27 protein-coding genes are annotated in these 26,267 nt (G+C 72.0%); 9 read left to right on the plus strand and 18 right to left on the minus strand.

The genetic code is table 11. The annotated features are described in order from the left end of the window. Nucleotides 1–140 precede the first annotated feature (140 nt). Entirely contained in the window at nucleotides 141–1,013 is an 873-nt protein-coding gene (locus tag AC3IYJ_RS10770) for an IclR family transcriptional regulator (RefSeq protein WP_489401084.1), read from the plus strand. A gap of 124 nt (nucleotides 1,014–1,137) precedes the next feature. On the opposite strand, the gene AC3IYJ_RS10775 is transcribed toward AC3IYJ_RS10770, so the two are convergent. The 10 genes from AC3IYJ_RS10775 to AC3IYJ_RS10820 form a co-directional block, all read right to left on the minus strand. Beyond that, nucleotides 1,138–2,244: a 2Fe-2S iron-sulfur cluster-binding protein gene (locus AC3IYJ_RS10775; RefSeq protein WP_489401085.1), complete on the minus strand. Its 1,107-nt coding sequence runs from the start codon at nucleotides 2,242–2,244 to the stop codon at nucleotides 1,138–1,140. Next, a complete protein-coding gene (locus tag AC3IYJ_RS10780) occupies nucleotides 2,237–2,476 on the minus strand; it encodes a hypothetical protein (protein ID WP_489401086.1) in 240 nt (79 codons plus the stop codon). The genes AC3IYJ_RS10775 and AC3IYJ_RS10780 overlap by 8 nt, the downstream gene beginning before the upstream one ends. Next, nucleotides 2,476–3,624, minus strand: coding sequence for a 3-ketosteroid-9-alpha-monooxygenase, oxygenase component (locus AC3IYJ_RS10785; RefSeq protein WP_489401087.1), 1,149 nt, complete (start codon nucleotides 3,622–3,624; stop codon nucleotides 2,476–2,478). The genes AC3IYJ_RS10780 and AC3IYJ_RS10785 overlap by 1 nt, the downstream gene beginning before the upstream one ends. 71 nt (nucleotides 3,625–3,695) lie before the next feature. Then, entirely contained in the window at nucleotides 3,696–4,721 is a 1,026-nt protein-coding gene (gene dmpG, locus AC3IYJ_RS10790; protein WP_489401088.1) for a 4-hydroxy-2-oxovalerate aldolase, read from the minus strand. Next, nucleotides 4,718–5,650, minus strand: a complete 933-nt coding sequence (locus AC3IYJ_RS10795; protein ID WP_489402770.1) for an acetaldehyde dehydrogenase (acetylating) — start codon at nucleotides 5,648–5,650, stop codon at nucleotides 4,718–4,720. Before AC3IYJ_RS10795 ends, dmpG begins: the two co-directional genes overlap by 4 nt. A 12-nt stretch (nucleotides 5,651–5,662) precedes the next feature. Next, nucleotides 5,663–6,448, minus strand: a complete 786-nt coding sequence (locus tag AC3IYJ_RS10800) for a 2-keto-4-pentenoate hydratase (RefSeq protein WP_489401089.1) — start codon at nucleotides 6,446–6,448, stop codon at nucleotides 5,663–5,665. Nucleotides 6,449–6,585: 137 nt separating this feature from the next. Beyond that, nucleotides 6,586–7,245, minus strand: a complete 660-nt coding sequence (locus AC3IYJ_RS10805) for a DUF4360 domain-containing protein (RefSeq protein ID WP_489401090.1) — start codon at nucleotides 7,243–7,245, stop codon at nucleotides 6,586–6,588. Between the two features lie 35 nt (nucleotides 7,246–7,280). Beyond that, a complete protein-coding gene (locus AC3IYJ_RS10810) occupies nucleotides 7,281–7,928 on the minus strand; it encodes a DUF4360 domain-containing protein (protein ID WP_489401091.1) in 648 nt (215 codons plus the stop codon). Nucleotides 7,929–8,221: 293 nt separating this feature from the next. Then, entirely contained in the window at nucleotides 8,222–9,157 is a 936-nt protein-coding gene (locus AC3IYJ_RS10815) for an SDR family oxidoreductase (protein WP_489401092.1), read from the minus strand. A gap of 1 nt (nucleotide 9,158) precedes the next feature. After that, nucleotides 9,159–9,929 carry an SDR family oxidoreductase gene (locus AC3IYJ_RS10820; protein ID WP_489401093.1) on the minus strand — a complete coding sequence of 257 codons (771 nt, stop codon included), beginning with the start codon at nucleotides 9,927–9,929 and terminating at the stop codon, nucleotides 9,159–9,161. 56 nt (nucleotides 9,930–9,985) lie between these two features. Between AC3IYJ_RS10820 and AC3IYJ_RS10825 the strand changes: the two genes are divergently transcribed. Genes AC3IYJ_RS10825 through AC3IYJ_RS10845 form a run of 5 tightly spaced genes read left to right on the plus strand, consistent with a single transcriptional unit; the run spans nucleotide 9,986 to nucleotide 14,484 of the window. Continuing rightward, nucleotides 9,986–10,777, plus strand: coding sequence for an enoyl-CoA hydratase family protein (locus AC3IYJ_RS10825; RefSeq protein ID WP_489401094.1), 792 nt, complete (start codon nucleotides 9,986–9,988; stop codon nucleotides 10,775–10,777). Beyond that, entirely contained in the window at nucleotides 10,774–11,625 is an 852-nt protein-coding gene (locus AC3IYJ_RS10830) for a CoA transferase subunit A (RefSeq protein WP_489401095.1), read from the plus strand. Before AC3IYJ_RS10825 ends, AC3IYJ_RS10830 begins: the two co-directional genes overlap by 4 nt. Beyond that, complete coding sequence (locus tag AC3IYJ_RS10835) at nucleotides 11,622–12,386, plus strand: CoA-transferase subunit beta (protein WP_489401096.1); 765 nt, start codon at nucleotides 11,622–11,624, stop codon at nucleotides 12,384–12,386. Before AC3IYJ_RS10830 ends, AC3IYJ_RS10835 begins: the two co-directional genes overlap by 4 nt. A gap of 22 nt (nucleotides 12,387–12,408) precedes the next feature. Further along, nucleotides 12,409–13,497 (plus strand): NAD(P)H-dependent flavin oxidoreductase, encoded by a 1,089-nt coding sequence (locus AC3IYJ_RS10840; protein WP_489401097.1) that lies wholly within the window; start codon nucleotides 12,409–12,411, stop codon nucleotides 13,495–13,497. A gap of 57 nt (nucleotides 13,498–13,554) precedes the next feature. After that, nucleotides 13,555–14,484 carry a tyrosine-protein phosphatase gene (locus tag AC3IYJ_RS10845; RefSeq protein WP_489401098.1) on the plus strand — a complete coding sequence of 310 codons (930 nt, stop codon included), beginning with the start codon at nucleotides 13,555–13,557 and terminating at the stop codon, nucleotides 14,482–14,484. A gap of 76 nt (nucleotides 14,485–14,560) precedes the next feature. Here the strand turns inward: AC3IYJ_RS10845 and AC3IYJ_RS10850 are convergent, their stop codons facing one another. From AC3IYJ_RS10850 to AC3IYJ_RS10865, 4 genes are all read right to left on the minus strand, one after another. Continuing rightward, the gene (locus AC3IYJ_RS10850) at nucleotides 14,561–16,237 is read right to left on the minus strand and encodes a DEAD/DEAH box helicase (protein ID WP_489401099.1); all 1,677 of its coding nucleotides are present in this window, start codon (nucleotides 16,235–16,237) and stop codon (nucleotides 14,561–14,563) included. Between the two features lie 117 nt (nucleotides 16,238–16,354). Continuing rightward, complete coding sequence (locus AC3IYJ_RS10855) at nucleotides 16,355–16,558, minus strand: cold-shock protein (protein ID WP_112447913.1); 204 nt, start codon at nucleotides 16,556–16,558, stop codon at nucleotides 16,355–16,357. Nucleotides 16,559–16,685: 127 nt separating this feature from the next. Then, nucleotides 16,686–17,891 (minus strand): sensor histidine kinase, encoded by a 1,206-nt coding sequence (locus AC3IYJ_RS10860; RefSeq protein ID WP_489401100.1) that lies wholly within the window; start codon nucleotides 17,889–17,891, stop codon nucleotides 16,686–16,688. A gap of 115 nt (nucleotides 17,892–18,006) precedes the next feature. Continuing rightward, complete coding sequence (locus tag AC3IYJ_RS10865) at nucleotides 18,007–19,125, minus strand: peptidoglycan DD-metalloendopeptidase family protein (protein WP_489401101.1); 1,119 nt, start codon at nucleotides 19,123–19,125, stop codon at nucleotides 18,007–18,009. A gap of 220 nt (nucleotides 19,126–19,345) precedes the next feature. Between AC3IYJ_RS10865 and AC3IYJ_RS10870 the strand changes: the two genes are divergently transcribed. The 3 genes from AC3IYJ_RS10870 (at nucleotide 19,346) to AC3IYJ_RS10880 (ending at nucleotide 21,297) form a co-directional block, all read left to right on the plus strand. After that, a complete protein-coding gene (locus tag AC3IYJ_RS10870) occupies nucleotides 19,346–19,999 on the plus strand; it encodes a response regulator (protein WP_489401102.1) in 654 nt (217 codons plus the stop codon). Between the two features lie 74 nt (nucleotides 20,000–20,073). After that, nucleotides 20,074–20,841: a class I SAM-dependent methyltransferase gene (locus AC3IYJ_RS10875; RefSeq protein WP_489401103.1), complete on the plus strand. Its 768-nt coding sequence runs from the start codon at nucleotides 20,074–20,076 to the stop codon at nucleotides 20,839–20,841. A gap of 54 nt (nucleotides 20,842–20,895) precedes the next feature. Then, nucleotides 20,896–21,297 (plus strand): YrdB family protein, encoded by a 402-nt coding sequence (locus tag AC3IYJ_RS10880; protein WP_489401104.1) that lies wholly within the window; start codon nucleotides 20,896–20,898, stop codon nucleotides 21,295–21,297. Nucleotides 21,298–21,328: 31 nt separating this feature from the next. Here AC3IYJ_RS10880 and AC3IYJ_RS10885 read toward each other — a convergent pair whose 3' ends face one another. From AC3IYJ_RS10885 to AC3IYJ_RS10900, 4 genes are all read right to left on the minus strand, one after another. Further along, nucleotides 21,329–23,059 carry an FG-GAP repeat domain-containing protein gene (locus tag AC3IYJ_RS10885; protein WP_489401105.1) on the minus strand — a complete coding sequence of 577 codons (1,731 nt, stop codon included), beginning with the start codon at nucleotides 23,057–23,059 and terminating at the stop codon, nucleotides 21,329–21,331. Nucleotides 23,060–23,265: 206 nt separating this feature from the next. After that, nucleotides 23,266–24,240: an acyl-CoA dehydrogenase family protein gene (locus tag AC3IYJ_RS10890; protein WP_489401106.1), complete on the minus strand. Its 975-nt coding sequence runs from the start codon at nucleotides 24,238–24,240 to the stop codon at nucleotides 23,266–23,268. Further along, a complete protein-coding gene (locus tag AC3IYJ_RS10895; protein ID WP_489401107.1) occupies nucleotides 24,240–25,385 on the minus strand; it encodes an acyl-CoA dehydrogenase family protein in 1,146 nt (381 codons plus the stop codon). Before AC3IYJ_RS10895 ends, AC3IYJ_RS10890 begins: the two co-directional genes overlap by 1 nt. After that, a complete protein-coding gene (locus AC3IYJ_RS10900) occupies nucleotides 25,385–26,227 on the minus strand; it encodes an enoyl-CoA hydratase (RefSeq protein ID WP_489401108.1) in 843 nt (280 codons plus the stop codon). The genes AC3IYJ_RS10895 and AC3IYJ_RS10900 overlap by 1 nt, the downstream gene beginning before the upstream one ends. Between the last annotated feature and the right edge of the window lie 40 nt (nucleotides 26,228–26,267).

Below are 26,267 nucleotides of genomic sequence, written 5' to 3' on the forward strand. Positions count from 1 at the left end.
GAGGTGTTCCCGCTGAGCGGGAAGCCCGCCGAAACGACTACTTGAAGTATTACTGAATGAAATACACCCCTCCCGGTGCTTCCCCTGCGGCCAGGAGCCGTGGCAGGGTCGCCCCAACGCCTCACGCAGGGGGTTTTCTCGTGCTTGACCAGGTCATGGAGACCGAGCTCGCACCGCTTTCGCTGCTGGAGAAGGCCGCGAGGGTGCTGGGCGCCTTCGAGGGTCCACAGCCGCGGCTGTCGCTCACCGAGGTCGTGCGCCGCTCCGGAATCCCACGTTCTTCAGCCCACCGGATCCTCGACCAGCTGGTGCAGTTGCGCTGGCTGGACCGCGAGGGCCGCGACTACCGCATGGGCATGCGCATGCTGGAGCTGGGCGCGCTCGCCTCGCACCACAACCGGCTGCGCCGGGCCGCCCTGCCACTGCTGCACGCGCTGCACGAACAGACGGGCCGGGTGGTCCACCTGTCGGTGCTCGACGGGGCCGAGGTGGTGTGCCTGGAGCGGATCGGCGGCTCGGAGGCCACCACCGTGCCCTCGCGGGTCGGCGGGCGGATGCCCGCGTACTGCACGGCCACCGGCAAGGCGATCCTCGCGTTCAGCGACCCGTCGGTGGTGGAGCACGTCCTCGCCCAGGGCCTGCGGCCGCGCACCGCCCGCACCCTGGTCCGGCCGGCGGCGCTGCGCTCCGAGCTCGCGGCGGTCCGCGAGCGGGGAGTCGCCCACGACCGGGAGGAGAGCTTCCGCGGGATCACCTGCGTGGCCGCGCCGCTGCGGGGGGCCGGGCGGGCCGTGGCCGCGGTGTCGGTGTCCTCGGGCCGCGGGGACCGGGAGTCGGCGCGGCTGGCACCGGCGGTACTGGCCTGCGCGCGAGCCGTGTGGCGGGAGCTGTACGGGCCGGGCCGGGCGGGCCGGGCCGCGCGGGTGGCTCCGCCGCAGGACCGGGCGCCGGCCGTCTCCGCGCAGGCGATGGAGAACATGATGGGGTGGCTGCGGTTCAGTGAGTGGATGTAGTGGGTAGAGATATGTCATCGCACGAATGAAGGATCCGGGCCCGACCCCTCGCCAGGGGGCCGGGCCCGGCCCTTTCAGCCGTGTCCCGTCGCGTTGGGCCGTGTCCCGTCGCATTCAGCCATGTTCAGCCGTCGTAGGTGACGCGGACGCGGTCGCCGAGCGGCAGTGCCTGGCAGGCCAGGACGTAGCCGTCGGCCAGGTCCTCGCGGTCCAGGACCTCGTTGCGGACCATCTTGGTCTCGCCCTCCACCACCCGGCAGCAGCAGGCGCTGCACGCGCCCTCGCGGCAGGAGTACGGGGCGGGGACGCCCGCGGCGAGCAGCGCGTCGAGGAGCGGGGTCCCGGCCGGCCAGCGCACGGTGTGCACGGCCCCGTCGAGCTCCACCTCGGCGACCGCCCCTCCCCCGGCCCCGTCCTGCGGGGACGCCGGGGGCGGGGCCGGGGGCGCGAAGACGTCGCCGCTCAGGGAGAAGTACCGCTCTCGGTGGACGGACCCGCCCGGGGTGCCCACCGACCGCAGGGCCGTCTCCGCCGCGTCCATCAGCGGGGCGGGCCCGCACAGGTAGGCCTCGCGGCCGGCGTACGGGGCCACGAGCGGGCCCAGGTGCGGGGCGCTCGGCAGTCCCTGGAGGCTCTCCAGCCAGTGCACGACGGTGAGCCGGCCGGGATGTTCCTCGGCCAGTCCCCACAGCTCGTCGCGGAAGATCACCGAGCCGGGGTCCCGGTTGGCGTACACCAGGGCGACGTGGCCCCGGCCGGCCGCGAGGGCCGACTTGGCGATGGACAGGACCGGGGTGATCCCGCTGCCGCCCGCCACCAGGAGGAGGTCCCGGTCCAGGTCGGCCGGGGTGAAGGTGCCTGCGGGCGGCAGGACCTCCAGCTCGTCGCCGACGGCCACGCTCTGGCAGAGCCAGCCGGATCCGGCGCCGCCGGGGACCCGCTTGACGGTGATGCGCAGCGGGTCCCCGGTGTGCGGGGAGCCCGCCAGGGAGTAGCAGCGGGCCGCGCCCGGAGCCCCGCTCGACGGGGGCAGCCGCAGGGTGAGGAACTGTCCGGGGCGGTAGGGGAGTCGCGCGTCGAGTACGAGGGAGACCGCGTCGGCGGTCTCCTGGATCCGCTCGGTGACGCGGACCAGCAGCCTGCCGGGTGCTCCGCCCGGGGCGGCTGCCGGGGCCGGGCCCGGGAGCCGCCCCGCGGGGGGCGGCGTAACCGCTCTGTCGGTGTCAGGCATCGGCCCCCACCTCCAGTCGGCCCTCCAGGACGGCCGTCTCGATGCTCGCGCGCAGGGCTCCGCAGGAGCGGACGCGGGCGCTGGGCCGGCCCGCCGCGACCTCGGCGGCGATGCGCGGGCATCCTCCCGGAAGCACGGCGGCCTCGTCGGTCCACTGGATCTGGGTGTGGGCGGGGCTGAACTTCTCGCACAGCACCTGGGCGGCGCACTCCCCGCAGACGACCGGGGTCATCACGGGGCCCCGGCCGCGCGGCGGGCGAGGTTCTCGGCCACCTCGGCCTTCCAGGCGGCGGTGGCGCGGGTGGTGTCGATCTCGAACTCGAAGCGGCGCACCATCTCGTCCTTGACGTCGGCGCGGTCTACGTAGAACTGCTCGTACCAGCGGCGGAGCTGGTAGACGGGGCCGTCCTCCTCGGTCAGGAGCGGGTTGTCGATGCGGGTCTTGTTCTTCCAGATCTCGACGTCCTGCTCGAATCCGACGGCCAGGCCCTCGGAGGTCAGGCGGGCGGCGTCGGCGGCCTGTTCGTCGGTCATGCCGGGGAGCTTCTTGACGATCGTCCCGTACATGAGCACGAAGCTGTTCTCGTCGATCGGGTAGTGGCAGTTGATGAGCACGGATTCGAGCTCGACGCCGCCGCCGATGTCGCTCCACAGCTTGTCGATCATGTAGGAGGGGCCGTAGTAGGAGGCGTCCGAGCGCAGGCCGCCGCCGGTGGAGAGGGTGCCGAGGTCCACGTCTCCGCGCGGGGTGGACTCCATGTACTGGGTGGCGACGTGCCCGTCGAAGACGTTCTTGAAGTAGGTCGGGAAGGCGTAGTGCACGTAGTAGAAGTGCGCCATGTCCACGACGTTGTCGACGATCTCCCGGCAGTTGGAGTTCTCCACGCGCAGGGAGTTCCAGCTCCAGTCGCTCCACTCGGGATCGCCCACGCCCTCGATGACGGGTATCTCGGCCTCGGGCGGCGGCTGGCTGCCCTCCGGGTCGTGCCAGACGTAGAGCTGGCCGTTGCGCTCGCAGGTGGTCCACGCCCGGGTCCTGGCGCGCGGCGGGACGCGGCGGGCGTAGGGGATGGCGGCGCAGCGGCCGTCGCCCGACCAGCGCCAGTCGTGGAAGGGGCAGGCGATGGCGTCGCCCTTGACGGTGCCGTGGGCGAGGTTGCCGCCCATGTGGGGGCAGTAGGCGTTCAGGACGCTCAGCTCGCGGGTGTCTTCGCCCTGGAAGACGACCAGTCTGGTGCCGAAGGCCTCGATCTCGTGCGGGGTTCCGTCCCGGAAGGGGGCGGCGAGTCCCAGGCAGTGCCAGCCGCGGGCGAACCTCGCGGGGACGGCGGCGGCTTCGATGACGCGGGGTTCTTCGTCGGCTGCGGTCGTTTCGGCCATGGGGTGGCCCTCCACTTCGTTGTGGTGCGGTTCGTGGTGCGGCTGGCCGCCGCCTCCCGGGGCTGCGCGCCCTAGCGCTGGGCGGCGAGTTCCAGTGCGATGTCGATGAGCTGGTCCTCCTGGCCGCCGACGAGGCGGCGCTCGCCCGCGCGGAGCAGGATCTGCGCGCCGGGGACGCCGTAGCGCTCGGCCTGCCGGTAGGCGTGCTTGAGGAAGCTGGAGTAGACGCCGGCGTGGCCCATGAGCAGGGCCATCCGGTCGAGCCGGCACTCCTCGTCCATGACGGGACGGACCACGTCCTCGGCGGCGTCGATGATCTTCAGGACGTCGATGCCGGTGCGGATGCCCATCTTCTGGCAGACGGCGGCGAAGGCTTCGACGGGCGTGTTGCCCGCGCCCGCGCCGAGGCGGCGGGTCGAGCCGTCGATCTGGAGCGCCCCGGCGCGGACGGCGGCGACGGAGTTGCCCACGCCCAGCCCGAGGTTCTCGTGGCCGTGGAAGCCGACCTGCGCGTCGGTGCCGAGCTCGGCGACCAGCGCCGCCACCCGGTCGGTGACCTCGTCCATGACCATGGCGCCGGCGGAGTCGACCACGTACACGCACTGGCAGCCGGCGTCGGCCATGATCCGGGCCTGCCGGGCGAGGTTCTCGGGGGTGGTGGAGTGGGCCATCATCAGGAACCCGACGGTCTCCAGGCCCATTTCGCGGGCGAGCCCGAAGTGCTGGACGGAGATGTCGGCTTCGGTGCAGTGGGTGGCGATCCGGCAGATCGCGCCGCCGTTGCCGTGCGCGGCCCGGATGTCGTCCTTGACGCCGAGGCCCGGCAGCATCAGGAAGGCGATCTTCGCGTTCCTGGCCGTATCGGCGGCGATCTTGATGAGTTCCTGCTCGGGGGTCTTCGAGAAGCCGTAGTTGAAGGAGGACCCGCCGAGTCCGTCCCCGTGGGTGACCTCGATGACGGGGACCCCGGCGCCGTCGAGGGCGGTCACGACCGACCGCACGTCCTCGCCGGTGAACTGGTGGCGCTTGGCGTGCGAGCCGTCGCGCAGGGAGGAGTCGGTGACGCGGATGTCGAGGGTGTCGGAGTAGGCGTTCACTTCATCATCCCCTTGGCGAACTCTTCGCCGACCTTGGTGGCGGCGGCGGTCATGATGTCGAGGTTTCCGGCGTAGGGCGGCAGGTAGTCGCCGGCGCCCTCCACCTCCAGGAAGATCGCGACCCGGGCCGTCCCGCCGTTCAGGGGCGTGGGGTCTCCCCAGCTCGAAGAGCGAGGGGATGGATCGTCGAACTGCGGCTCGGTGCGCAGCCGGTAGCCGGGTACGTACGAGGCCACGTCCTCGGCGATCTGCTTGATCGAGGCGGCGACGGCCTCGCGGTCGGCGTCGGCCGGGATCGCGCAGAAGACGGTGTCGCGCATGATGACGGGTGGCTCGGCGGGGTTGAGGATCATGATGGCCTTGCCGCGGGCGGCGCCGCCGATCTCCTCGATGCCCCGGGAGGTCGTGCGGGTGAACTCGTCGATGTTGGCGCGGGTGCCGGGGCCGGCCGAGACGGAGGCAACCGAGGCCACGATCTCGGCGTAGGCGACGGGGACCACGCGCGAGACGGCGTACACCATGGGGATGGTGGCCTGGCCGCCGCAGGTGATCATGTTGACGTTGTCCCGGCCGAGGTGGGCGGTCAGGTTCGCGGGCGGCACCACGGCGGGGCCGACGGCGGCCGGTGTCAGGTCGACCGCCTTGATCCCCAGCTCGGCGTAGCGCGGGGCGTTGGCCCGGTGCACGTAGGCGGAGGTGGCCTCGAAGACCAGGTCGGGCAGCTCGTCCTGGGCGAGCAGCCGGTCCACGCCCTCGTGGGAGGCCTCGAGTCCGGCGCGGCGGGCTCGGGCGAGGCCCTCGCTGGCGGGGTCCACGCCGATCATCCAGCGGGGCTCGATGTACGGGGAGCGCATCAGCTTGTAGAGCAGGTCGGTCCCGATGTTCCCGGAGCCGACGATGGCGGCGGTCGCTTTCGTCTTGATCGTGATCACCTCAGGGGTTCAGCAGAAGGAGAGGGACACCGGGCCGAGCCCGGTGAACTCGGCGGTGTAGGTCCGCCCGGCGGCCACGTCCACGGCGCGGGTGCAGGACCCGGGCAGGATCAGGTGGCCCTTGCGCAGCGGCACCGCGAAGCGGGCGACGGTCCGCGCGAGCCAGGCCACGGACTCGGCGGGGTCCCCGAGCACGGCGTCGCCCCGCCCGCTCGCGAGGGTGTCGGGGCCGCTGGTCAGGGTGGCTTCGACCGCTCTGAGGTCCAGCTCGCGCGGATCGAGTCCCTCGCCGATGACGTATCCGGCGGAGGAGGCGTTGTCGGCGATGGTGTCGGCGATGGAGATCCGCCAGTCGGCGATCCGGCTGTCGATGAGCTCCAGGGCCGGAACGACCCGTTCGGTCGCGGCGAGCACGTCGGCCGCGGTGCAGTCCTCGCCGGGCAGGTCGGCGCCGAGCACGAAGCCGATCTCGACCTCCACGCGGGGCGCGCAGTAGGCGGCCGCGGGGACCGGGGTGTCCTGGCGCAGCTCCATCGCGTCGAGCAGGTGCCCGTAGTCGGGCTCGTCGACGCCCATCATGGCCTGCATGACGGGGGACGACAGCCCGACCTTGTGTCCGGTGACGCGGGCGCCTTCGCTCCGCACGCGGTGGCGGATGTTGATGAGCTGGATCTCGTACGCGTCCTGGGCGTCGATGCCCTCGTAGAGCTCGGTCAGCGGCCTTACGGGGGCCCGCCGCAGTTCCGCCGCGCGCAGCGCCTCGGCGGCCTCGCGCCTGCGCCGGTCGTTGAGCATGGGGGTCCTCCCGGCTGCGGTGGTGTTGGTGCGGCAGACGGTAGGCGGGGCCCGGCCGGGGGCGGGAGGGGGTGTTCCCGCTGAGCGGGAAAGGGGCGGGGCCGGTCGCACGTCGGCCCCGCCCGGTGTGCGCGCTGTTACGGCTTGTGCTGCGGGCAGGTCTGCCAGGCGAGGTGGTAGAGGGTGTTCACGCTCGCGTCGGTGGAGTCCATGGTCATGAGGCTGAGTGCCTGCGAGCCGGAGGTTCCGGCGTTCACCCGCAGCTCGGTGTTGATGTTGAAGTTGCGTTCCTCGCCGCACGGGGCCCAGACGAGGTCGGCGTATTCGGTCTTGTCGGTCGACTGCCAGTTGTCGTTGAAGGGGCCGTTGAACTGGTGGGTGCGCTGGGCGGTCTCCGACATCCCCTGGAAGTAGTAGTTCGCGCGTTCCTGCCCCGAGGCGCCGCGCTGGAGGCTGGCGAAGCCCCGGTAGTCGGCCTGGACGATCGCGTAGGTGAAGCCGTTCGGGACGTGGACGCGCAGGTTGAGCTGGCAGTTCTTGCGGAAGGCGATGGGAGGGGCGCCGGGGCCGACCTGGGCGAGGTAGTCGCTGTAGGTGACCGTGAAGGCCGTGTTGTCGGGGGAGACGGCGACGGCGGCGGTGCCCTCGCGGCAGCCGGAGCCGTTGACGGTGGCGAGTTCGATCACGATCCTGTCGGGCGGGGCGGTGACGGGGGCCGCCTGGGCGGGGGCCCCGGTGGCGATCAGGGCGGCGGCCGCGCCGCCGACGAACAGGGTGCGGGACAGGGAATGCGACATCGTTGTCACTCCTTCTGCGTGCGCGCTGTCGGCGGTCAGGCGGTGGCCGGACACTCCTTCCACTCGAAGTGGTAGACGGTGCTGACGCTGCCGTCCGTGGAGTCCATGCTCATGAAGCTGAGCGCCTGGGCGTTCGACGAGCCCGCGTAGACGCGCAGTTCGGTGTTGACGTTGAGGTTGCGCACTTCTCCGCAGGGGGCCCAGACCAGGTCCCGGTATCCGGTCTGGTCGCTCGCCTGCCAGTTGTCGACGTAGGCGCCGTTGAACTGGTGGACGGTACGGGTGGTCTGCGTGGCGCCCTGGAAGTAGTAGCCGGCCCGCTGCTGGCCGAAGGCGCCGCGCTGGAGGCTGGCGAAGCCGCGGTAGTCGGCGCGGGCGATGGCGTACGTGAACCCCTGGGGCACGTGGACGCGCAGGGCCAGCTGGCAGTTCTTGCGGAAGTCGATGCCGCCGGAGCCCGCTCCGGTCTGGGCGAGGTAGTCGCTGTAGGTGACGGTGAAGGCGGTGTTGTCGGGAGCCGCCGCCACCTTCGCGGTCCCGGCGGGGCAGCCGGAGCCGTTGACCCCGACCACTTCCACGGTGATCCAGCCGGGGGGTGAAGATGGGGTGTCGGCGTGGGCGGGGGCGGCCAGGGCCAGCAGGACGAGGGAGGCGGCCCCGAGGGCCAGTCTGCGCAGGGACATGTCCGGATGCTCCGTCCGTCGCGGGAATGCCGGATTCGGCATGGACATGCCATCACGGGCGCAAGGGCCGGGTAAGGACGCGATACGGACAATGGCCCCGCCCCGCACGGCCTGGCCGGAACCCATGAGCCCGCATCCCCGGCCGACCGGCCCCCAGCAGCCCGCCTCCCCCGCCCCCGCCGACCGGCCGGCCTCCCCGGGCCCCGAGGATGTCCGGAACCCGGGCCGGCCGGGGAAGGCCGGGAGGGTCCGCAGGGGCGCGGGAAGGGACGGCCGGGCCCGAAAGGGACCGCCTACCGCGCCCCGTACACCGGCTGCGGCACCTCCGACGCCGCGAGGAGTTTCGCCGCCGCCTCCCCCGCCGCGGCCGGGGTCCACCGGGCCCCGCAGTCGGCCGTGGGGCCCGGCCGCCAGCCCTCCATCACCGTGATGCGGCCGCCCTCGGCCTCGAAGACCCGGCCCGTGACCCCGGCCGAGGCGTCGGAGCCGAGCCACACCACCAGCGGGGACACGTTCTCGGGGGCCATCGCGTCGAAGTCCCCCTCCCCCGGGGCGGCCATGGTCTCCGCGAAGGTCTGCTCGGTCATCCGGGTCCGCGCGGCCGGGGCGATCGCGTTGACCTGGACCCCGTAGCGGCCCATCTCCGCCGCCGACACCAGCGTCAGGCCCAGGATCCCCGCCTTGGCCGCGCTGTAGTTGCCCTGCCCGACCGAGCCCAGCAGCCCGGCCCCCGAGGATGTGTTGACGACCCGCGCGGCCACTTCCCGCCCCTGCTTCGCCGCCGCCCGCCAGTGCGCCGCCGCATACTTCAGCGGGAGGAAGTGGCCCTTCAGGTGCACCCGCATCACCGCGTCCCAGTCGTCCTCGTCCAGGTTCACGAGCATCCGGTCTCGCAGGAACCCCGCGTTGTTGACGAGGGTGTCCAGCCGCCCGAAGGCCGAGACGGCCGTCTCGACCAGCGAGGCCGCGCCCTCGGAGGTGGCGATGTCCCCGCCGTGCGCGACCGCTTCCCCGCCCAGGGCCCGGATCTCCTCGACCACTTGGGCCGCCGGGCTGTCCGGCCCGGGCAGTCCGTCCAGGCCTACGCCCAGGTCGTTCACCACGACCCTGGCCCCCTCCGCGGCGAAGGCCAGCGCGTGGGCCCGGCCCAGCCCCCGCCCGGCGCCCGTCACGATGACCACACGACCTTCGGCCAAACCTTCGACACGTCGACCTTCGGCACGTCCCATGTCAGCTCTCCTTGCTCTTGTTCGCGGTTGCCGCATCCAAAAACGCCGGGCGCTCGCCGCCCCCGTGCACGAGCAGGCTCGCCCCGCTCACGTACCCCGCCCGGTCGGAGGCCAGGAACACCGCCGCCTCGCCCACGTCCGAGGGGTCGGCCAGCCGCCCCAGCGGGACGGTCGCGCCGACCGCCGCGATGCCCGCCTCGTCGCCGTAGTGCAGGTGCGCGAGTTCGGTGCGCACCATGCCCAGGACGAGCGAGTTGACCCGTACCTCGGGGGCCCATTCGACGGCCATCGAGCGGGCCAGGTTCTCCAGGCCGGCCTTCGCGGCCCCGTAGGCCGCCGTTCCCGGCGAGGGGCGGGTCCCACTGACGCTGCCGATCATGACCACCGAGCCCCGTGACTCCCGCAGCCACGGGTACGCGGCCAGTGAGGCGGTCATCGGGGCGGTCAGGTTCAGCTCCAGCACCCTCGCGTGACGCTGCGCCTCGCCCTCGCCGAGCAGTCGGTACGGGGTTCCGCCGGCGTTGTTGACCAGGCAGTCGAGGCGTCCGTGGCGCTCGGCGACCGAGGCGAAGAACCCCTGCACGGCGTCGGGATCGCGCAGGTCCAGGGCGGTGAACTCCGCCTCGCGGCCGTCGTGCGCCACCGGTTCCTCCGGCGGCCGCCGCGCGCAGACCAGGACGTGCGCCCCCGCCGCGAGGAACGACCGCGCGATCCCGGCGCCGACGCCCCGGGTTCCGCCGGTGACGACGACAACCCTCCCGTTGAGCTCCATCGGCTGCTACCTTCCTCACCTAACAAATGTTTGGTGGAAAGGTAGCTGATCCGCTCATGGGTGTCTCCACCTCAAGCCCCGACAAGGGCATCGCACTCGTCACAGTCGACTTCCCGCCCGTCAACGCACTGCCCGTGCAGGGCTGGTACGACCTCGCCGACGCCCTGCGCGCGGCCGGCCGCGACCCGGAGGTCCGGTGCGTCGTGCTCGCCGCCGAGGGCCGCGGCTTCAACGCCGGCGTCGACATCAAGGAGATGCAGCGCGACACCGGTCACGCCTCGCTCATCGGCGCCAACCGGGGCTGCTACGAGGCCTTCGCCGCCGTGTACGAGTGCGAGGTCCCGGTCGTGGCGGCCGTGAACGGCTTCTGCCTCGGCGGCGGGATCGGTCTGGTCGGCAACGCCGACGCCATCGTCGCCTCCGAGGACGCGACCTTCGGACTGCCGGAGCTGGACCGGGGCGCCCTCGGGGCCGCGACCCACCTGGCCCGGCTCGTCCCGCAGCACATGATGCGCACCCTCTACTACACCTCGCGCACCGCGACCGCCGCCGAACTGCACGCGCACGGCTCGGTGTGGAAGGTGGTGCCGCGCGAGGAGTTGCGGGCGGCCGCCCTGGAGCTGGCCGCCGAGATCGCCAAGAAGGACGGCTACCTCATCCGGCTGGCCAAGGCCGCCATCAACGGCATCGATCCGGTGGACGTGCGCCGCAGCTACCGCTTCGAGCAGGGCTTCACCTTCGAGGCCAACCTCAGCGGGGTCGCCGACCGGGTCCGCGACACCTTCGGCAGCACCGGCTCGGACGCGAAGACAGACGCGAAGACGGACGCAAAGGCGGAATCCGCATGACCGACAAGACCATGAGCCCCGACGAGGTGGTCGGGCGGCTGAGCAGCGGGATGACCATCGGGATCGGCGGCTGGGGCTCTCGCCGCAAGCCCATGGCCCTGGTACGCGCACTGCTCCGCTCCGAGATCACCGATCTCACCGTGATCTCGTACGGCGGCCCCGACGTGGGGCTGCTCGCCGCCGCCGGGAAGATCGGCAAGCTCGTGGCCCCCTTCGCGACCCTCGACTCGATCCCGCTGGAGCCGCATTTCCGGGCCGCCCGCGAGCGGGCCGCCTTCCCCCTCACCGAGCTCGACGAGGCCATGTTCATGTGGGGCCTGCACGCGGCCGCCAACCGGCTGCCCTTCCTGCCCGTCCGCGCCGCCCTCGGCTCCGACGTCATGCGCGTCAACCCCGAGCTGCGCACGGTCACCTCGCCCTATGCCGACGGCGAGGAGTTCGTCGCCGTCCCCGCCCTGCGCATGGACGCGGCCCTGGTCCACCTCAACCGTGCCGACCGCCTCGGCAACGCCCAGTACCTGGGCCCGGACCCGTACTTCGACGACCTCTTCTGCGAGGCCGCGGACGCCGCTTACGTCTCCTGCGAGCAGATCGTCGAGACCGCGGAGCTCTCCAAGGCCGGGCCCCCGCAGTCCCTCCTCGTCAGCCGCCACTCGGTCACCGGGGTCGTGGAGACCCCGAACGGCGCGCACTTCACCTCCTGCGCCCCCGACTACGACCGCGACGAGGCCTTCCAGAAGCTGTACGCGACCACCCCCTGGCCCGAGTTCGCCGAGCGCTTCCTCTCCGGCGACAGCGAGCACGCCTACCAGTCCGCCGTCCAGGCCTGGCACGAGGAGCAGAAGTGAGCACGGAGACCACCACGGCCGCGGCGGACACCGTCAGCCGCTCGGAGTACTGCGTGATCGCCTGCGCCGAGGCCTGGCGGGACAACGGCGAGGTGCTGGCCAGCCCCATGGGCCTGGTGCCGTCCTTCGGTGCCCGGCTGGCGAAGCGGACCTTCTCGCCCGACCTCCTGCTGACCGACGGCGAAGCCATGCTGGTCGGCCTCGACGGCACGGCCGAGGGCTGGCTCCCGTACCGCCGCCACCTGACCATGGTCACGGGCGGGTGCCGCCACGTGATGATGGGCGCCAGTCAGATCGACCGGTTCGGCAACCAGAACATCTCCTGCATCGGCGACTGGGAGCGCCCGGCCCGCCAGCTCCTCGGGGTGCGCGGCGCCCCGGTGAACACCCTGAACAACCCGGTGAGCTACTGGATCCCCAAGCACTCCACCCGGGTGTTCGTCGAGCGCGTCGACATGGTCAGCGGGGTGGGCTACGACCGCGCGGAGGCGGCCGGCGTCACCCGCTACCACCGGCTCCCGCGGGTGGTCAGCGATCTCGGCGTCTTCGACTTCACCGGCCCGGACCACTCGATGCGCCTGGTCTCGGTGCATCCGGGCGTCACGGTGGAGCAGGTCCGGGCCGCCACCGGCTTCGAGCTCGCGGGCGCCGGGGCCGGCGCGGAGGTCCCGTACACCCGGGAGCCGACCGCCGCGGAACTGCGGCTGATCCGCGAGGTCATCGACCCCAAGGGTCTGCGCGACCGCGAAGTCCGGGTCTGATCCGATGGGGGCGAGGCAGCCGATGGAAACGGCATTCACCAAGCTGGTCGGGGTCGAGCACCCGATCGTGCAGACGGGCATGGGCTGGGTGGCGGGTCCGCGCCTGGTGTCGGGGGCGGCCAACGCGGGCGCCCTCGGGATCCTGGCCTCGGCGACGATGACGCTGGATCAGCTCCGGGCCGCGGTCCACGAGGTCAAGTCCCGTACGGACGCCCCCTTCGGGGTCAATCTGCGGGCGGACGCCGGGGACGCGGCCGAGTGCGCCCAGCTGATCATCGACGAGGGCGTCCGGGTGGCGTCCTTCGCGCTCGCCCCCTCCAAGGAGCTGATCTCCCGGCTCAAGGACGCCGGCGTGGTCGTGATCCCCTCCATCGGGGCCCGTCGGCATGCCGAGAAGGTTGCGGCGTGGGGTGCGGACGCGGTGATCGTGCAGGGTGGCGAGGGCGGCGGGCACACCGGTGACGTGGCCACGACCGTGCTGCTGCCGCAGGTGGTGGACGCGGTCGACATCCCGGTGATCGCGGCGGGCGGGTTCAGCGACGGCCGCGGGCTGGTCGCCGCACTGTCCTACGGGGCCGCCGGAATCGCCATGGGCACCCGGTTCCTGCTGACCTCCGACTCCACCGTCCCCGACGCGGTCAAGGCCGAGTACCTGAAGGCGGGGGTCAAGGACATCACCGTCACCACGGCCGTCGACGGTCTGCCGCACCGGATGCTCCGCAGCGAGCTGGTCGTGTCCCTGGAGCGCGCGGGCCGTGCGAAGGCGCTGGCCAAGGCCGTGGTCCACGCGGCCGGCTTCAAGAAGATCTCGGGCCTGTCCTGGTCGCAGATGGTCCGCGACGGCCTCGCGATGAAACACGGCAAGGACCTGTCCTGGAGCCAGGTCCTGCTCGCCGCCAACACCCCCATGCTCCTCAAGGCATCCATGGTCGAGGGCCGTACGGACCTCGGTGTCATGGCATCGGGCCAGGTCGCGGGCGTGATCGAGGACCTTCCGTCCTGTGCGGAACTCGTCGACCGCGTCATGGCCGAGGCACACGCCGTGCTGGAACGACTGCACGGCCTCACTCCCCCCCACGTGGTACCCCCGCACGAACTCCCCCCGCACTAGTTCCACGCCCTGCCACCACCAGGGCGATTCCCTTCTCCGTTACAGGAGTTGCCCCAGATGAGCCGTGCCCGAATCCGCCTGGCGACCGCGGTGCTCGCCTCCGCCCTCGCCATCGGGACCCTGCCCGCCGCCGCGTACGCCGCGCCGGTGAACGGCGCCACCAGCGCCTCCCGTCACCACCAGCTGCCGACGGCAACGATTCGCCAGATCCCCCTCCAGGGCGCGGTCAACGTCCGCGACATCGGCGGCTACCGCACCTGGACCGGCGGTCAGGTCCGCCAGGGACTGGTCTACCGTTCCGACACGCTGGGCAAGCTGACCGCCGCCGACGTCACCAGCGTCTCCGGTCTCGGCCTCACGAAGGTCGTCGATTTCCGCATCCCCATGGAGGTCCAGTACGACGGCGCCGACAAGCTGCCCGCCGGACTGACCTCCACCTCCCGCTCGATCAGCGACCTCGGCCTGTACGGAACCCTGATCGGCGCGATAGGCAGCGGCGACCCCGTCAAGCAGGAACAGATACTCGGCGGCGGCCGCGCCGAGGCGTACATGCGCGACATCTACCGCACGTTCGTCACCAACCCCGACAGCCGGGCGCAGTTCGCGACCACCCTGCGCGAGATCGCCGACGGCAAGCAGGGCCCGATCCTGTACCACTGCTCCTCCGGCAAGGACCGGACGGGCTGGATGAGCTACGTACTGCTGCGCGCGCTGGCCGTCCCACAGGACGCCGCCGAGCGCGACTACCTGGCCTCGAACACCTTCCGCGGGGCGTACGACGCCCAGGTGCGGGCCGGCCTCAAGCAGTCCGGCCGGATGCAGAACCCCGATCTGCTGATCCCGCTCCAGGAGGTCCGCCAGGACTACCTGGACGCGGCGACCACGCAGATGGAGGCCGACTACGGCAGCTTCTACGGGTACCTCACCCAGGGCCTCGGCCTTGATCTGAAGACCCTGGCGAAGCTCCAGGTCAAGATGGTCCGCTAGCCGCCGGAAACAGCACTGCGCCGGTCAGCACTCGCGTGCTGACCGGCGCAGTGGTTCTTGCGTGAGTCGGTGCCGATCAGGCGGAACGGCGACGGGCCTGGCCCGCGCCACCCACCCGGCTGCGGGCCGAAGCGGCGGCGGCGCCGCCGGAGGGGGCACCTCCGGTACGCCGGCCGCGCTCGCCGGAGCCGCCGGTGGCGGCACCCTGGCCGCCCTGGCCGCGACGGGCCTGGCCGGACCCGGAGGCCGGAGCCTGACCCGCGGCGCCACCGCCGCCGGAACGGCGGCCGCGGCCGCCACCGGCCGGAGCGGCACCCGTGCCGGAGCCCGTACGCCCACCACCGGAGCGGCGGCGCGAGCCGGAGCCCGAGTCGCCGGCGCGCTGGCGCGGCGGGGTGGCCTGCGGAACGTCCAGCACCACGGGGATGCCCGAGGGCTCCTTGGCGCCGGTGAGGCGGGCCAGCTCCTCGTCGGAGGACTTGATCTGGGCGGTCCGCGGGGAGATCCCGGCGTCCGACATCAGACGGGTCATGTCGCGCTTCTGGTCCGGCAGGACCAGGGTGACGACGCTGCCGGACTCGCCGGCACGGGCGGTACGGCCGCCGCGGTGCAGGTAGTCCTTGTGGTCGGTCGGCGGGTCCACGTTGACGACGAGGTCCAGGTCGTCGATGTGGATGCCGCGCGCGGCCACGTTGGTGGCGACCAGCGCGGTGACCTCGCCCGTCTTGAACCAGTCGAGGGTGCGGTTGCGCTGCGGCTGCGAGCGGCCGCCGTGCAGACCGGAGGCGCGGACGCCGTCGGCGAGGAGCTTCTTGACCATGCGGTCGACCCCGCGCTTGGTGTCGACGAACATGATCACCCGGCCGTCGCGAGCGGCTATGCGCGTGGCCACGGCCTTCTTGTCGGTCTCGTCCATGACGTACAGGACGTGGTGCTCCATCGTGCTGACCGCACCGGCGGACGGGTCGACGGAGAAGGCGACGGGGTCGGTCAGGAACATCTTGACGAGCTTGTCGATGTTCTTGTCGAGGGTCGCCGAGAACAGCATGGTCTGGCCCTCGGGCTGGACCTGCTTGAGCAGGGCGGTGACCTGCGGCATGAAGCCCATGTCGGTCATCTGGTCGGCCTCGTCGAGGACGGTGATGGCGACCTGGGAGAGGTCGGCGTCACCGCGGTCGATGAGGTCCTTCAGACGGCCGGGGGTGGCGACGAGCACCTCGGCGCCGCGGCGCAGGGCGCCGGACTGCCGGTTGATCGACATGCCGCCGACGACGGTCGTGATCCGCAGGTTGACGGCCGTGGCGTACGGGGACATGGCGTCGGTGACCTGCTGCGCGAGCTCGCGGGTGGGTACGAGGACCAGCGCGAGCGGCTGCTTCGGCTGCGCGCGGCGGCCCGCGGTGCGGGCCAGCAGGGCCAGGCCGAAGGCCAGCGTCTTGCCGGAGCCGGTGCGACCGCGGCCGAGCAGGTCACGGCCGACGAGGGAGTTCGGAATCGTCGCGGCCTGGATCGGGAACGGCTCGGTGACGCCCTGGGCCGCGAGGGTCTTCAGCAGCGCCTCGGGCATGTCCATGTCCCCGAACGAGTCCACCGGCGGAAGGGCCGGGGTCAGCGGTTCGGGCATGGTGAATTCTTGGGGCCTGGCTACGGGGGCGGACTTCTGCCGTCCCGCGCCAGCCTTCGGACGTCCCTGGGCCGCACCTCGACCCCGGGTGGGGCGGCGGCTGGGTCGTGCGGAGCTGGAGCTGGTCATGCGAGAAAGCCCTCCTGAAACCGGCAGGTACTACATAAAGGCACTGCAACAAAGGTCGAAACAGCAGACAAGCCGGGGCCCGCACCTCACGGCGCGGACCCCGGCATGCTGAAGAAATTAGGCGGGGAGGATGTTCTCCGCCTGGGGGCCCTTCTGGCCCTGGGTGACGTCGAAGGACACGCGCTGGCCCTCGTTGAGCTCACGGAAGCCCTGGGTGGCGATGTTCGAGTAGTGGGCGAAGACGTCCGGGCCGCCACCGTCCTGCTCGATGAAGCCGAAGCCCTTTTCCGAGTTGAACCACTTCACGGTGCCAAGTGCCATTTTTGAATCTCCTGAATAGGCGGCAAAGGGCCCCATCCGGAGATTCCGGCAAAACAATAAAAGCGCCTGTCGGAGCATTCCCGTCAGGCGCACATAAAGTTCATGGGTACCACAACTGCAACGAGCTCTAAGCTAGCACACGTCGGTCGGGGAGTGTCGCGGCGAGCATGTGACCTCCGTCCTGCATGTCCCCCGATCGGAGCCTTCCGCCCACCTCCGCGAGGGCCGACCGGAGGCCCGGAATGCCCATCCCGCCTGAGTCGAGGACGATCCTCTCCCCTTCCGGAGCGGTGTTCACCACATCGAGGCGGACCTCCCCGTCCTCGGCGTAGAGATTCATCCGGACGGCGGAGCCGGGAGCGTACTTCGCCGCGTTGGTGAGCCCCTCTCGGGCGATCCGCAGCAGCAGCCGCCCGTCGGCCGCCGGGAAGTCGCCGAGGCCGGGCTGGGTGTAATGGGTTATCTCCATGCCCGTGGCCCGCATGTTGCGGGCCAGCGAGCCGAGGAACCGGCCGACGTCCACGGGCGCGGCGTACGCGCGGCGGCCCGCGGGATCGTTCAGCATGTCGAGCACCTCCCTGACCTCGGTCATCGCGGCCCGCGCCGATTCCTCCACTGCCTCGGCGCCCTCCCGGACCCTCGGATCGGCCCCGGCGTCCAGGCGCAGGGCCGCGGCCTGCATCGTCAGGGCGGTCAGCCGGTGGCCCAGACCGTCGTGGGTGCGCTGGGCCAGACGGGTGCGTTCCTGTACGACGGCCAGGTCGGCCGCCTGGTCCACGGCGGCGTGGGCCTGGCGGGCCCGCTCGCGAAGTGCGGACATGACCGCGCGGTTGCGGCGCACGGTCTCCCCGTAGAGGGCGGGTACGAGGATGCTGCCGAGGACGAAGGAGGCGGGGGCGCGGTCCGCGTACCCGAGGGGCAGGACGAGGTCGCGGGTGCCGACGTAGAAGAGGGCCATCAGCAGGATCCCGCCCCAGCGGTGGGCGCGGCCGTAGGCGGCCAGGGCGTAGGCGCCGAAGACCAGGGGGCCCCGGTCGTCGGAGACCAGGGTGGCGAGGGTGGCGGCGAAAGCCGGTATCCAGGCGTGGGAGCGGCGCCAGATCAGGGTGGCGGCGGCGAGCAGGCCGACGCCGAGGCTGAGCCGGTAGTCGGTGACGAGGCCGAGGCGGTGGACGTCCTCCAGGTTGACGGTGGTGAGGAGTCCGCAGAGGGTGGCGAGCCACATGTCGGTGCGGCGGGCCCGCACCGGGTCGGGCGCCCCCGAGCTCTCACCCGTCAAGGTGCGAAGCCCGCGTTCCAGGAGCCGTCCGGCGCGACCGGGCACAGCCTGCATGAATCGCCGACCCCCTTAGGCGCGAAAGCGCACAGATCACATGAAAACGTCCCCCTAGGTTGCCCGCCTTCAGCCGAAGGGGCATCCCGGGGGACGCGTCATGGGTGACGACTCGTTACCAGGAGACGCCCAGACCGCTCAGCCAGGTGACCGGGTTGACGTCGGCGCCGTAGCTGTTGCTGGAGCGGACCTCGAAGTGGAGGTGCGGGCCGGTGGAGTTGCCGGTGCTGCCGGAACGGCCGATCTGCTCGCCGGCCGAGACCCGCTCGCCTTCGGAGGCGGTCGCCGAGGACAGGTGGGCGGAGAGGGTGTAGCGGCCGTCGTCGTGCTTGATGACGACGGCGTTGCCGTACGCGCCCTGCCAGCCGGAGGAGACCACGGTGCCGGCCGCGGCGGCCTTGACCGGGGTGCCGGTGCCCACCGCGAAGTCGATGCCGGTGTGGTAGCCGGCCGCCCAGCCGCCGGCCTGGTGGTAGCGGGCGGATACGGAGGCGCCGGAGACGGGCAGGACGCCCCGGGCGTTGCTGCTGCTCGAGCTGCCGGTGCTCTTGGAGGAGCCGGAGGACTTCGGCGCGGCGGGGGTGCTGTCACCGGAGCCGGACGAGGCGGACGAGGCGGCGGAGCCGTAGGCGAGGCGCTGGCCCGGCAGGATCATGTCCGGGTCGGACCCGATCACCGAGCGGTTGTCGGAGTAGAGCTTCTGCCAGCTGACGCCGAGCTCGGAGCCGATGCCGCTGAGGGTGTCGCCGCTGACGACGGTGTAGGCCTTCGCGCCCTTCGCCGACTTCGACGGCTTCGGCGCGGCCTGCGCGGCCGGGGCATGGGTGTTCTTGCCGGCGCTGGAGGTGCCGACGCCCTTGGCCGGGGCCGCGGGGGCCGGACCGCCGCGCTGCAGGCCGGCGAGCTTGCCGCAGGCGGGCCAGGCGCCCGGACCCTGGACGGCGAGGACCTTCTCGGCCACGGCGATCTGCTGCGCCTTGGTGGCCCGGTTGGCCTGGGGGGCGTACTGGGTGCCGCCGAACTCCGCCCAGGTGCTGGAGGAGAACTGGAGGCCGCCGTAGTACCCGTTGCCGGTGCTGATACTCCAGTCACCGGTGGACTCGCACTGTGCGACCTCGTCCCACGTGCCGACCGACGCGGCGGACGCGGGCATTGCCGCGAGGCCCACGGCGGCCGGGGCGGCGAGACCGGCGACGACGAAACCGGCGAAGGTGCGGGCAGAGGGGAAAGACATGCGGAGTTCCTGACTTCGGGGACATGTGCGGAGGCCGGTGGAGCGGTGGCTCGTTCGGCCTCGGTAACCACCGTCCGGGAAGGCGGGGGGTCCCCGGAGTCACCTAAAGAGGACAAGGGAGGGCGCAAAAGGGGACTGGGGAGGGAGACTTATCAGGGCTTAGGTCCCGATATACCGGTAATGTCCGCAATAAGACGGGGCTTCAGGGGAGGTGGGTCACATGGCGATCCGGGTGATGGTGGTCGACGACCAGAGCCTCATACGGTCGGGACTGCTCACCCTGCTCTCGAGCGCGCCCGACATGGAGGTGGTCGCGGAGGCCACCGACGGGGCCGAGGCGGTGCCGCTGGCGCGGAGGCACCGGCCGGACGTGGTGCTGATGGACCTGGTCATGCCGAAGCTCGACGGCTTCGAGGCGACCTTGCAGATGCTGCGGCTGCCGGACCCGCCGCGCGTCCTCGTACTCACCGGCTACACGGCGGACGACCTGGTCCTGGACGCGTTGCGGGCCGGGGCGGCCGGGTTCCTGCTCAAGGACCTGCGGCCGGAGGAGCTCTTCGCCGGCATCCGCACGGTCGCGGCGGGCGGCAGCGCGCTGGCCCCGAGGGTGATGCGGGCACTGCTGGAACGGGCAGACACCCGCACCGGGGCCCCCGACCACACGGAGCAGCTCTCCACCCTCTCCCCCGGCGAACGGGACGTCCTCGCGCTGGTCGGCGAAGGCCGGACGAACCTGCAGATAGCGCAGGCCCTGCACCTGTCCCCGGCGAGCGTGAAGACGTACGTGTCACGGATCCTGACGCAGCTGGACCTCGCGAACCGGACCCAGGCCGCGATCCTGGCCTACGAGGCGGGGCTGGTCCGCGCGGCGTAGCCGCCGCCCCTGGCTCCGCTGCTGCTGCTGCGAAAAGACTGGTCCGGCCGGACGTGATCGAAAACAATGGCGTCATGACGATTCCCCGCTCCCGGGCGCGGTCCTTCGACACCGCCGCCGCTCTCTACGGCCGGCACCGGCCCGGCTACCCCGAGGCGCTGTACGACGCGGTCGAGGAGCTCGCCGGGCGCCGGTTCGCGGGGGCGCGGGTGGCGGACGTGGGGGCGGGGACCGGGATCGGGACGGCGCCGATGCGCGCCCGGGGGGCCGAGGTCGTGGCCGTGGAGCCCGGGGACGGGATGGCGGCCGAGTTCCGGCGCACGCACCCGGACCTTCCGATCGTGCGCGGGGACGGCAACCGGCTGCCGCTGATGAGCGGCGGCTTCGACTTCCTCACCTACGCCCAGTCCTGGCACTGGACCGATCCGGCCCTGGCGGTGCCCGAGGCCCGTCGGGTGCTGAGGCCCGGGGGCTCGCTCGCGATCTGGTGGAACGACCTGGACGAGTCGGTCGGCTGGGTCGTCGAGCAGGGCGAGCGGATCCGTACCTTCTTCGAGGCCTTCTCCGAGGCGGGCGGCCCGAACGGCGGTGGCGCCGTCTCCTTCCGCACCCTCCCGCAGGGCCTCGGCTCCGGCTTCACCACCCGGACCGTCTCCTGGTCCCGGCGGATCTCCCTGGACGCGCATCTGGCGAACCTCTCCAGCCACTCCGCCTTCCTGCTGCTGGGCGAGGCCGGCACCCGGGAGTTCCTCGACGCCGAGCGGGCGCGGCTGGATCCGGTCTTCCCGGATGCGGTGGTGGAGGAGCCCTACGTGGTGAGCATCAGCGTGGCCGTCGTCTGAGACGCCGCCGTACGAAGTGGACCGTTCCGCACTCTAGCCGTGAGGTTGTTCGCCATGCCGACGTCTTCCCCTTCTTCTCCTGCCCCTTCCTCAGCTCCCCTGCCGCCCGCCCTGCGGGCCTTCTTCCTCGCCAACGAGGGGCTCGCCTTCTTCCTGGAACTCGCGGCCCTCGGCGCTCTCGCCTGGTGGGGTTTCACCCGTGACATCGGGCGGATGGGTTCCATCGCCCTGGCGGTGGCCGCGCCGCTCGCCGCCGCCGTGCTCTGGGGGCTCTTCGCCGCGCCGAAGGCCCGTTACGCCGTCCCGCTCGCCGCGCAGCTCGGAGTGAAGGCGGTGGTGTTCGGCGCCGCCGCCCTCGCGCTCCTGGCGCTCGGGCAGCGGTCGCTCTCCCTGTGGTTCACGGTGGTCGTGCTCGTGAACACCGCCCTCGCCACCTACTACCGGACCCGCCACTGACGGGCTGCGCCCGCGTCGGACCCGATGGTGGCTAGATGAGGTTGGTGTAGCCGTTCCAGCCCCAGCCGACGCGGATGCGGTCGCCGAAGGGCGCCTTCGGGTTTCCGGTGCCGGGGTACAGCCAGAGATCACCGGCGCCGTCACGGGCGAGGAGGTCCGCGTTGCGGTCGGAGTTGAGGTCGCCCGGGACGACGAGCTGGTTGTAGCCGTTCCAGCCCCACCCCGCGCGGATGCGGTCGCCGAAGGGGGCCTTCGGGTTTCCGGTGCCGGGGTACAGCCAGAAGTCGCCTGCGCCGTCACGGGCGAGGAGATCGGGCTTCCCGTCACCGCTCAGGTCGGACCCACCGGCGAGGGTGTTGTAGCCGTTCCAGCCCCAGCCGATGCGGATGCGGTCGCCGAAGGGGGCGTTGGGGTTTCCGGTGCCGGGGTAGAGCCAGAGGTCACCCGCGCCGTCACGGGCGAGGAGATCGGGCTTGCCGTCACCGTTGAGGTCGCCTGCGCCGGTGAGGGTGTTGTACGTGTTCCAGCCGGCTCCCAGGCGTACGCGGTCGGCGAGAGGATGTTGCCAGGAATTGCTGGGGGTACCCCGGTAGTACCAGAGGACACCGTCTGCGTCCCGGGCAACGAGGTCGCCGGAATTCTCGTTCATCTGGAGGGGGGACAGCTTGGTGATGGCGTTGTAGCCGCCCCAGCCGGTCCCGATCGAGTAGCGGTCCGTGAAGGGAGCGTCGCCCTTGCCGGTGCCTTGGTACTCGTACAGGCCCCCGCTGGCGTCCCGTGCCATGAGGCGAACGTTGCTGCGAATGGGGATGCCCTGGATGGCGAAGCTGCCCCTCGCCGACGGCTCCATGGGATGGCGGTAGGTGTAGGCCTTGTAGTAGGCCTGTCCTTCGATCTTCCAGCTTTCCGTGCCGGGGGCGGCGAGGACGGTGTAGGTGATGTCGACATCACCGGGCGTCACGTCGCAGTACAACACGGGCGCGCCGTCGACGAAGGTGTACCCCGCCTCCAGGGTGCACTGGGCGCCTGCTCCGGAGCTGACCTGGGTGACAGTGATGTCCACGGCGTGACCGCGCCAGTCGATCTGGCCGCCACCTCCCTGGACGAAGGACGCCCAGAGGCGGCCCTTGTCGACCGCGTGAATGCGCAGGGTCTGCTTCGTGGGGGTACCGGCGGGCACGTCGGGGGTGATGAACGTGGCGGTGTTGCGCGCGACGTGCTCGGCGGTGAGCACGGTGAAGTGGGCGGTGCCGTGCGTGCCGTCGGCCGGTGTGGCGCCCGCGGTCTGTGCCTGCTTGACGGCCTCGGCCAGGTCTCCGCCGCGGGGAAGGTGGACGGCACCGTAGTAGGCGGTGGTTTCGTCCGCGATGTCGGCGGCGATCTTGATCAGCGGGCCGAGCGGCATTTCGTTGTTGCCGGTCATGGTGCATTTGTAGACGGCCGTGTAGCCGGTGACCGGCGTGCAGTTGCTGCGCCCAATGGTCTGGAAGGCCAATCCGGCGGGCAGCCCGGCTCCGTCTCCGGCCTGGCCGGTGAGGGGCTTGGTGGCGAACGCGTAGACGAGGTCGCCGTCGCTGGTACCCGACACCGTGTCGGGGCCGACCCTGATTCCCTTGTCGTCCGGAGAGAGCGTCGGGCTGTTGTTCAGGGTGAAGCTGAAGGAGCCGTCCGCCGATGCGGGAACAGCCGTGCCCAGGCCCGTGGCGAGCAGGGCAGCGACGCCGCCGGTGGTGGCCGCTATCCGGCCCAGTCTTCTTGACATGGAAAGTCCCCCGTGGTGGAAGGCGGCATGACGCCGCGGCAGAAGACTCGTGGCGCATCGGCACACGTCCGGCCGACCCGAAGGCCCGGCCAGTGGCGCGGGATGATCACAAGTTGGCCGAGTGTAGCCACCGAGGATCGGGCGGCGTCAGGCAGGGCGGGCGGGAACGCGTTGTCCCGCCCGCCCGTGACCGGCAGGCCCCGGAGCTACCCGCCGAGCACCGCCGCCCGGCACTGCGAGGGGCTCCCCCACGCGTCGCGCAGGGGGCGGGCCTTGCGGAGCCACAGGGAGAGGTCGAGCTCCTCGGTGTAGCCCACGGCGCCGTGGAGTTGGAGCGCGGTCATGGCCGCCGCGTACGCCGCCTCGCCGGCGGTCAGCTTCGCCGCCGCGACCTCCTCGGGTGCCAGGGACAGCGCCGCCGCCCAGAGCAGCGGCCGGGCGAACTCCAGGCCGAGCAGGGTGTCGGCGAGCCGGTGTTTCACCGCCTGGAAGCCGCCGATCTGCGTGCCGAACTGCGTGCGCTGCTTCGCGTACTCCACGGTGCGGGCCAGGAGCGCCTCGCCGACTCCGAGGCACTGGGCGGCCGTGAGCAGCCGGGCCCAGTGCCCGGCATGGCGCGCCGCCTCCAGGACCGCCGGGCCGGAGGCCAGGAGTTCGCCGCCGTCCCGCGGGAGCGAGAGCCGACGGGACGGGTCGACGGAGGTCCGGGGCGGGGCGGTGGTCGTGGTCAGGCGCAGCTCCCCGGCCGGGGACACCGTGAAGAGGTGTGTGGCGGAGTCCGCGTCGAGGGCGTAGGGGCCGGCGCCGGGGAGGGTCAGGGTGGCCGAGGTCTCCCCGGCCACCAGCGCGGGGAGGAACCGTTTGGCCAGGGTCTGGTCGCCGAGGTGTGTCAGGAGGACGCAGGCGGCCACCGTCTCCACCACCGGGCCGGGCACAGCGGCCCGGCCGAGCTCGACGAAACCGAGGGACAGTTCCAGCGGCAGCAGGCCCATGCCGTCGTGGGCCTCGTCGGCGGCGAGTGCGAACAGGCCGGTGTCGGCGAGCCGGGCCCGCAGGGTCTCCCCGGAGGTGTGGTCCCCGGCGCCCCAGGCCCGTACCGCCGCCGGGACCTCAGCGGCGGCGAGGAGGTCGCGCAGGGTGCGGGCGAAGTCCGACTGCTCTCGGGTCGGCAGGAAGCGCATCAGCGGCGGCCCTTCGGGAGGCCGAGCAGCCGCTCGGCGATGATGTCGCGCTGGATCTCGTTGGTCCCGGCGTAGATGGGGCCGGCCAGCGAGAAGATCCACGGCTCGGCCCATTCGCCGTCGGCGAGTTCGGCTTCGGGGCCGAGGAGGTCCAGGGCCGTCTCGTGCAGGGCGATGTCGTGCTGGGACCAGAACACCTTATTGAGGCTGGACTCGGCGCCGATGGTCTCGCCCTCGGCGAAGCGGGAGGCGTTGGTCCAGGTGAACAGCTGGTAGGCGCGGGCTCCGACCACAGCATCGGCGACCCGGTCGCGCAGCGCGGTGTCGGCCGGGTCCCCGTCGCTGCGCCACAGCTCTACGAGGCGGTCGGCGGCGGCGAGGAACCGGCCGGGGGCGCGCAGGGTGAGGCCGCGCTCGTTGCCGGTGGTGGACATGGCGATCCGCCAGCCCTGGCCGGGCTCGCCGATGACGTCCGCGTCGGGCACGAAGACCTCGTCGAGGAAGAGTTCCGCGAAGGCGGGCTTGCCGTCGAGGCGGCCGATGGGGCGCACGGTGACCCCGGGGGCGTGCAGGTCGAACATCAGGTAGGTGAGGCCCTGGTGGGGCTTCGGGGCGTCCGGGTCGGTGCGGAAGATGCCGAAGGCGCGGTCGGCGAAGGCGGCCCGGGAGGACCAGGTCTTCTGCCCGGACAGCAGCCAGCCGCCTTCGGTGCGCACGGCCCGGGACTTCAGGGAGGCGAGGTCGGAGCCGGATTCGGGTTCGGACCAGGCCTGGGCCCAGATCGTCTCGCCGCTGGCCATGGAGGGCAGGACGCGGGCGCGCTGCTCGTCGGTGGCGTGGTCGAAGAGGGTGGGAGCGAGGAGGTTGATGCCGTTCTGGGAGACCCTGCCGGGCGCGCCGGCGGCCCAGTACTCCTCCTCGAAGACCAGCCACCGCTCGATGTCCACGCCCCGGCCGCCGTATTCCGTGGGCCAGGAGACCACCGACCAGCGGTGTGCGTGCAGGAGGGCTTCCCACGCGCGGTGTGCGGCGAAGCCCTCCTCGGTCTCCAGCGAGGGGAGGGGGGCGGGCGGTACGTGGGCGGCCAGCCAGGTGCGGGCTTCGGCCCGGAAGGCCTCCACGTCCGCCGAATGGTTCAGGTCCATCAGGTGTTCGCCTCCTTCATCGCCGCTATGTTCATGCCGCCGAGCGAGTCCGCCGCCGTCTCGGCGTTGTGGGCGTGCGCCAGGTGGTGCAGGCCGAAGACCGAGTCCATGCCGGTGTGCAGGCCCTGGAGGTCCTCGGCCTGATTGACGGCCCGTTTGGTCAGGGCCAGTCCGAAGCCGGGCATCTCGGCGATCCGCAGGGCGAGGCGGTCGGTCTCGGCGGCCAGCTCGGCGCGTTCGACGACGCGGTTGACCATGCCGATCTCGTGGGCCCGGCGGGCGGGCATCCGGTCGCCGGTGTAGAGGAACTCCTTGGCGATGCGCGGGGGCATGGCCCAGGGGTGGGCGAAGTACTCGACGCCGGGGATCCCCATGCGTACGACGGGGTCGGCGAAGAAGGCGTCCTCGCTGGCCACGATGAGGTCGCAGACCCAGGCGAGCATCAGCCCGCCGGCCACGCAGGCCCCGTGGACGGAGGCGATGACGGGCTTGGGCAGCTCGCGCCAGCGCCGGCACATGCCGAGGTAGACCTCGGATTCGCGGGCGAAGCGGGATTCGGCGCCGGTGCGCTGGGAGTGGTCCCACCAGAGGCCGGCCCGCCGTTCGAAGGGCAGGTGCGCGTCGCGGTCCGGGGTGCCGATGTCGTGGCCCGCGGAGAAGTGCTCGCCGGCCCCGCCCAGGACGATCACCTTCACCTCGGGGTCGTCGGCGGCGCGGTAGAAGGCGTCGTCGAGGGCGTACGTCATCGCGCTGTTCTGCGCGTTGCGGTAGCGGGGGCGGTTCATGGTCACGTACGCGACCGGGCCGCGGCGCTCGTAGAGCACGGGGGTGACGTCGGGCATCCCAGCATCCTTCCCTAACAAGTGTTTGGTAGGTTAACGT

Source organism: Streptomyces sp. GL_140 (genome assembly GCF_057834465.1).